Below are 5,364 nucleotides of genomic sequence, written 5' to 3' on the forward strand. Positions count from 1 at the left end.
CAAAGGTAGTGGTGAAAAGATGGCCGTGACGAAATGGAAGAATTCAAATGTCCATATCATCCATATGTTACTCCCAAACCAGTACTTTGAAGATCTGGGACTCATCGATTTATGTCAATATAAAGTTGGGTTACTGTCGAATTATTATTAATTCGGTGAGAGATTTCAGGAGCCGTGTACGGCAAACGTAAGCACGGTTCTGTGAGAGCAAAGAAATCCGGACTAATTACCCGGATTTCTAGCTACTCGATCCCAAAAGCTGGTTTTGGTTATTTGACATATGAATTGACCGTTTTCAAATTTCTCTGCTCCTGACTTTCTCATTCCATCGGTTACGAACGCATATTGATCCAAGGTAAAGACTGCAGAATGATGGCCTAAACTCTCCTGAACTGTTTTAATATCGATGCCAGCCTGGATGGATAAAATCGCATAGGTGTGTCTGAGGTCATGGACTCGAAGTTTTTCAAATTCTGTGCCATTAAAAATCCGCTTTAGATTACTGTATACTGCTTTTTTATCACAGGGATCACCGTTATCCTCTGTAAACACAACCCAATCAGCTGATAAGGGATCACCAATTTTCTTTTATGCCATGTTTAAGACGAAAGACGGCGGTTATGGATTCGAGGTTATGAGTGTTGAGGATGTCAGAGCTCATGCTAAAAAGTATAGCCAAAGCTTTTCCAGTGCGTATAGCCCCTGGTCAAAGAATTTTGAAGAAATGGCCAAGAAAACGGTGCTTAAAAAAGCTTTGAAGTATGCTCCATTGAAGAGTGATTTTGTGAGAGGTATCGTCGTTGATGAAACAATAAAAAGAGAAATTTCAGAAGATATGTATGCAGCACCATCAATAGAAATTGAGTATGAAGTTGATGAAGATGGTGTCATCCAGGATGAACCTACCAGCAATGAACTGACTGAAGCAGAAAAGTAGCAGATACTTGAAGCAGAAGCCAAAGAAGCAATCAATGAATAAGTTTAAGCGTCGAGTGTAGGAATTCACTGGAATCGAAGTAGAAATATGCTAAAGAAAGAGGGAAAGAAATGAGTATTGAAAATGCAATAAAGGACGTTATTTCGGAAAGTTTGGAATCAGGAATGATCGAACGACTGGTGGCTGAAAACCTTGAAAAAGGTATAAACAAATCATTGGAAAACCTATGGAGATTGAGGAATGTGTTTGGGAGCGGATCAGAATTAAATCGTTTCTCGATACAGTGAAAATACCGAAATTACGGACGATATTGCAACTGACCTATATAGAATGTTTGGATGTGGATGAAATTGCCATCAGGATGGATTATTGCTCACGGCAGATCCAGCGGTTACAGGATCAGGCATTGGAGTATGTAAGAATATGATGTCGTGGAATGTCGGTGGAATCAGAGTTATAATTTAAAATGTGGAAAGTTCCGAATTGTGCCACATTTTATTGCATTTTATCTCACATAAGTTTATAATTTAAGAAAAATATGTGAGGGTGAAAAATGAGATCAATTGAAAAGCAACATGCGAAAGTATTAAAAGAGTTTGGCGACTACTCAAAAAAGAAAAAAAAGTTTTTGAAAAAATATGCAAAGCTTAGTTCAAATAAACTTGAAAAAAATAAATTATCTTTTGTAATTGAAAGAAAACTGTCTCAAAAAGATTCAGGTCAAATTTTTTGGGGAAGAACACTGACAACTATTGGAATATTTCTGGGAATAGCGAGTTTCTTACCTGATGATGAGCTTTCAAGAAATTTGAAAGCATCAACTATAATACTTGCGTTTTTAGCGTTGATTATTTCAGGGATTAATAAAAAGGAAGATCGATCTGATTTGATTAGATTATTAGAATTGGATTTAAAAGTTGAGTGTATTAATATTATACTGAATGAGAGAGTACAAAAGAACAAAGAGATTATTGAAAAAAATGAATGTACGGAAGACCAAATTACAAACGAATTTTCCGGAAATATTGAAATTTTAGAAGATAAAGTTGAGATATGTGATTTTGATCAAGAAAATTTATATTCAAAAGAGGAAATAATCAGAAAAAATAATAAATTAATAAAAGCCAAAGAAAATGGAGTAGCTGACGCTCAAAATACAATTTCGATAATTATTTCAGCGCTTCTTGGGGTTGTACTTTCATTTGTTTTTACAAGTGGTGTTAGTAGTATAAATGAAATAATATTTTATATAATAGCTAATTATAATCAACTTATGTTTGGTGTGTATTTCTCTATGTCTATTATATTACTTGTGGTTTGGGTTAAAATACTTTTTATTGATGAGGTTTTAAATTTTAAAGATAAACATGAAATAGAAGCCTTGTCGGTTGAGAATGAAAATTACTATAAAGATTTAAAAATTAAATGATACAAGAGAGAACGTTATTAAAAATGACACCACCGGGTGTCTTTTTTAATAAAAAAAACTGCAATAGGATAGCACTATTGCAGTTATCTATAAAACACAAGAAAAATCTTGCGTAACTGACCTTCGCGGGATTCGAACCCGCTACCTTCACTTTGCGAAAGTGACGCTCTATCCGCATGAGCTAGAAGGATACAATGCGTTTTCACGCAAAGCTTGAAGAGATTATAGCATAAATAGTGGAAATTGAAAAGATCAAATTAGTTTAATTACTTGACGAAACAAAACGACAAATGAGGTGAGGTGAATTGAGTGAAGACTTAAGAGACCAGGCATTTAAAGATTATCATAACGGGATGAAATACAAGGATATTGCTGAAAAATATGGAGTCAGTTTATCAGCTGTGAAGTCCTGGGCTGCCCGGTACTGGAAAAAACAAGGTCGCAACCCTGCAACTAAAAAAGTTGCAACCAAGAAAAAGGGCGCACCTATTGGTAATAAGAATGCTACTGGCCCGCCCGGCAATAAAAACGCAGAGCGCCACGGCTTCTTTGCCAAATGGCTACCAGAAGAAACCATGGAGATTATTGTTTTAGGGATCAAATACGCTGAGTATTTCAAAGAAGACTATTACGTTTACTTATCAAGAAAAAAAGCCTTTATCATCGAAAATGTGGTGGAGGATGAAAAGAAAAATACTATTGTTGTAAGAGGGAAAGATGTCAAAAGCATTTTAAACCGCCGTATCACAATTCCACCAGCTGGACAAGCATATCAGACATTAACAGCAAAGAAATTGTTTCAGGGTCCATTAAGTACCATGCCAACGGCTGTTTATACTGTGCCAGTAGGTTACCAAGCGCACATCGTTGATGTACTTGTCGTCAATCAAAATGCCACGACCGATAGGAAGTTCAACATTTTTGCTCATGGTACAGCGGCTGGCAATCAGATTCACCGGAATGTTCCGGTCACAAAGGATTCAAGCGGTGGGATGATTGATAATAAAATTATTTTAAATGCCGAGGAAGTATTGGCCATGAGTCAGGACATTGGGACAGATCTTGTAGTCACTATATACGGTTATGAAGAGGCGGTGGCATAATGGGAAAATATGTAAGTGATAATCCAATTGTAGCAAGTATAAAAGATGCAAATGGGAATGAATATCTGCCTGAAGTTTATCCTGTTTTGTCAGAGTCGATGGTTGTTGATAGAGTTACTAAAACAAAACTAGGATCATATGACGCTGGCATCAGTGAAATGATTTGCGATGATAATTATATCTATGCATTATCAAGCTGGAACAGGTATTATCTGCGAAAATTTGATATTAATACATTGCAAATGGTTGCAGAAATTTATACATCTACTATTTGGGGTTCACAGCAAAATTTGAGTGGGCTAACGCAAGATGACGCTTATGTTTATGTTGGATCTTCAAGCGCAGGCAAAAATATTGCCAGAGTAACGAAGGAAACTCTAACATTGAGCGCTAAAAACATTGATTCTGGGAAAGCAGCGCAGTCACTTACAATGGCTGGCGGAAAGCTTTATGCAGCAATGGGTAGTACATCTGTTGTGTCAAAATATAATCCAACAACGTTGGCTTTGGAAGGTTCTATTGCTGGCTCACAATATGCACAGAAGATAAATAGCGATGAAAACTTTATATATTTTACATATTCTTATAATAACACCACGCCATATAGTTTGATGAAGTATGACCTTAATTTAGCATTTGTACAAAGCATAGCTACCTATGGAGCACTTCCGTTCTTGTGGGTTGGTGATAAATTTTTGTCCATTGGACAAAATGGTATTTTGCTATGGGGCAAAACAACAGTTGGTGAATTTGACAAAGATGCAAGTGAATGCAAAATTGACCTTTTTAAAAGTAGAAACACAACACTCAAAGTTGCTGGAAGAAGTGTTGCGTTTGTACCGTTGAAGTATCCATACGTCATTATCGTTATAGATGGTAACACAACCGGAGCGTTTGACAGAGTGCTAACGTTAGTTAATATGGAAAAAGGTATTCAGATGCCAATGGATGATTTTTCTGTATTTAATATTGCTAGCTCGGGTAGTTTTTTCTTTGCTGATCTAATTATCACAAAAGACGGATCGCATGCTATTTTGGCATTATTCAATGCAATGAGTTCAGGTAGTTACGTCCATTCTTTTATTAAGATTAAGGTTAGTTATAAAGAGAATACGATTGTAAAAATTTAACAAAAAAAGGAGACTGAAAAAATGATTTATGTGTTTGAAAATCCCAATAATGGGGCAAGTATTGTTTACGATGAAACGACGCTGACAACAGAAAATAAGGCAAAAGGTATTGCATTGGAATCTTTACCAGTTCCGGAGATGCAAGCTGGTAAAATCCCTGTGCTGAAATGTGAAAAAGCTACAGAGCGGGTTTGGTATGATTATGTTGATGAACCCAAAAGTGCTGAAGATGAAAGGATAACCGCATTGGAAGAAGCACTAGCTGAGATTATCTTAAGTGGAGGTGCAATGTAATGGCGGTATTTATGGCAAAAAGAATTATCAGTGGTAAAAATAATTATACTGAGGTTGTCTCCGCAAGACCAGATTTGAAAGCAGCAATTGATGAATATTTAATTGCAGAAGGACATGGAGATTTAATTGTAGCAGCTTAGGCTGTTTTTTTAATACCCAAAAATGAAAGGATGAATTAATGGAAATAGCAATGATAAAGCCTGCAAATAAAAAGTCAATAGGAAATTGAAAGTTTTGTAAAAAGTTATATTCAAGATAATGAAGCACGACAAAAAGACCAGCAACTATCGTTGGTCTGAAGATAAGGATATTTGTGGTGAGTGTTATGAAAGAGATAGCAGGTATTCTTTTACTCGTCCATAGTAGATACGCAGAAACTTATTAGCGCCTGCGGTCATGTAAACATAGTAAGGCTTGCCTTGGGCACGTTTCTTATCGAGAAACTGATAAACAGCATCATCCTGTGGCTTG

General features: G+C 36.1%; 9 protein-coding genes, 1 tRNA gene and 1 pseudogene. 8 read left to right on the plus strand and 3 right to left on the minus strand.

Features of this window, described 5'->3' with window-relative positions; all coding sequences use genetic code 11:
• Positions 1-222 precede the first annotated feature (222 nt).
• Positions 223-552 (minus strand): tyrosine-type recombinase/integrase, encoded by a 330-nt coding sequence (locus A3KS_RS23325; protein ID WP_156913339.1) that lies wholly within the window; start codon positions 550-552, stop codon positions 223-225.
• Here A3KS_RS23325 and A3KS_RS23330 point away from each other — a divergent pair.
• The 4 genes from A3KS_RS23330 (at position 476) to A3KS_RS0116995 (ending at position 2,366) form a co-directional block, all read left to right on the plus strand.
• Entirely contained in the window at positions 476-937 is a 462-nt protein-coding gene (locus tag A3KS_RS23330) for a recombinase RecT (RefSeq protein ID WP_278247325.1), read from the plus strand. The genes A3KS_RS23325 and A3KS_RS23330 overlap by 77 nt on opposite strands.
• Before the next feature lie 110 nt (positions 938-1,047).
• Positions 1,048-1,224, plus strand: coding sequence for a hypothetical protein (locus A3KS_RS23845; protein ID WP_169727716.1), 177 nt, complete (start codon positions 1,048-1,050; stop codon positions 1,222-1,224).
• The gene (locus A3KS_RS24320; protein ID WP_156913341.1) at positions 1,164-1,364 is read left to right on the plus strand and encodes a DUF1492 domain-containing protein; all 201 of its coding nucleotides are present in this window, start codon (positions 1,164-1,166) and stop codon (positions 1,362-1,364) included. Before A3KS_RS23845 ends, A3KS_RS24320 begins: the two co-directional genes overlap by 61 nt.
• 126 nt (positions 1,365-1,490) lie before the next feature.
• Positions 1,491-2,366 (plus strand): hypothetical protein, encoded by an 876-nt coding sequence (locus A3KS_RS0116995; protein WP_026395909.1) that lies wholly within the window; start codon positions 1,491-1,493, stop codon positions 2,364-2,366.
• Between the two features lie 120 nt (positions 2,367-2,486).
• Here A3KS_RS0116995 and A3KS_RS0117000 read toward each other — a convergent pair.
• A tRNA-Ala gene (locus A3KS_RS0117000) sits at positions 2,487-2,557 on the minus strand.
• A 114-nt stretch (positions 2,558-2,671) separates the two neighbouring features.
• Between A3KS_RS0117000 and A3KS_RS23850 the strand changes: the two genes are divergently transcribed.
• Genes A3KS_RS23850 through A3KS_RS23855 form a run of 4 tightly spaced genes read left to right on the plus strand, consistent with a single transcriptional unit; the run spans position 2,672 to position 5,033 of the window.
• Complete coding sequence (locus A3KS_RS23850) at positions 2,672-3,469, plus strand: helix-turn-helix domain-containing protein (RefSeq protein ID WP_026395910.1); 798 nt, start codon at positions 2,672-2,674, stop codon at positions 3,467-3,469.
• A complete protein-coding gene (locus A3KS_RS0117010; protein WP_026395911.1) occupies positions 3,469-4,599 on the plus strand; it encodes a YncE family protein in 1,131 nt (376 codons plus the stop codon). The genes A3KS_RS23850 and A3KS_RS0117010 overlap by 1 nt, the downstream gene beginning before the upstream one ends.
• Before the next feature lie 21 nt (positions 4,600-4,620).
• Positions 4,621-4,893 carry a hypothetical protein gene (locus A3KS_RS0117015; protein ID WP_026395912.1) on the plus strand — a complete coding sequence of 91 codons (273 nt, stop codon included), beginning with the start codon at positions 4,621-4,623 and terminating at the stop codon, positions 4,891-4,893.
• Positions 4,893-5,033, plus strand: a complete 141-nt coding sequence (locus tag A3KS_RS23855; protein WP_169727717.1) for a hypothetical protein — start codon at positions 4,893-4,895, stop codon at positions 5,031-5,033. The genes A3KS_RS0117015 and A3KS_RS23855 overlap by 1 nt, the downstream gene beginning before the upstream one ends.
• Positions 5,034-5,216: 183 nt before the next feature.
• Here the strand turns inward: A3KS_RS23855 and A3KS_RS23655 are convergent.
• Positions 5,217-5,364 (minus strand): annotated as a pseudogene (locus tag A3KS_RS23655) (IS110 family RNA-guided transposase); the annotation flags it as partial.

It is taken from the genome of Acetobacterium malicum subsp. dehalogenans DSM 11527 (genome assembly GCF_000472665.1).
Lineage (GTDB): Bacteria > Bacillota > Clostridia > Eubacteriales > Eubacteriaceae > Acetobacterium > Acetobacterium malicum.

Excerpts from the sequence above, each read along its gene's own strand:
- A3KS_RS23845 (WP_169727716.1), top strand. The coding sequence starts at position 1,048 with ATGAGTATTGAAAATGCAATAAAGGACGTTATTTCGGAAAGTTTGGAA.
- A3KS_RS24320 (WP_156913341.1), top strand. The coding sequence starts at position 1,164 with ATGGAGATTGAGGAATGTGTTTGGGAGCGGATCAGAATTAAATCGTTT.
- A3KS_RS0116995 (WP_026395909.1), top strand. The coding sequence starts at position 1,491 with ATGAGATCAATTGAAAAGCAACATGCGAAAGTATTAAAAGAGTTTGGC.
- A3KS_RS0117010 (WP_026395911.1), top strand. The coding sequence starts at position 3,469 with ATGGGAAAATATGTAAGTGATAATCCAATTGTAGCAAGTATAAAAGAT.
- A3KS_RS0117015 (WP_026395912.1), top strand. The coding sequence starts at position 4,621 with ATGATTTATGTGTTTGAAAATCCCAATAATGGGGCAAGTATTGTTTAC.
- A3KS_RS23855 (WP_169727717.1), top strand. The coding sequence starts at position 4,893 with ATGGCGGTATTTATGGCAAAAAGAATTATCAGTGGTAAAAATAATTAT.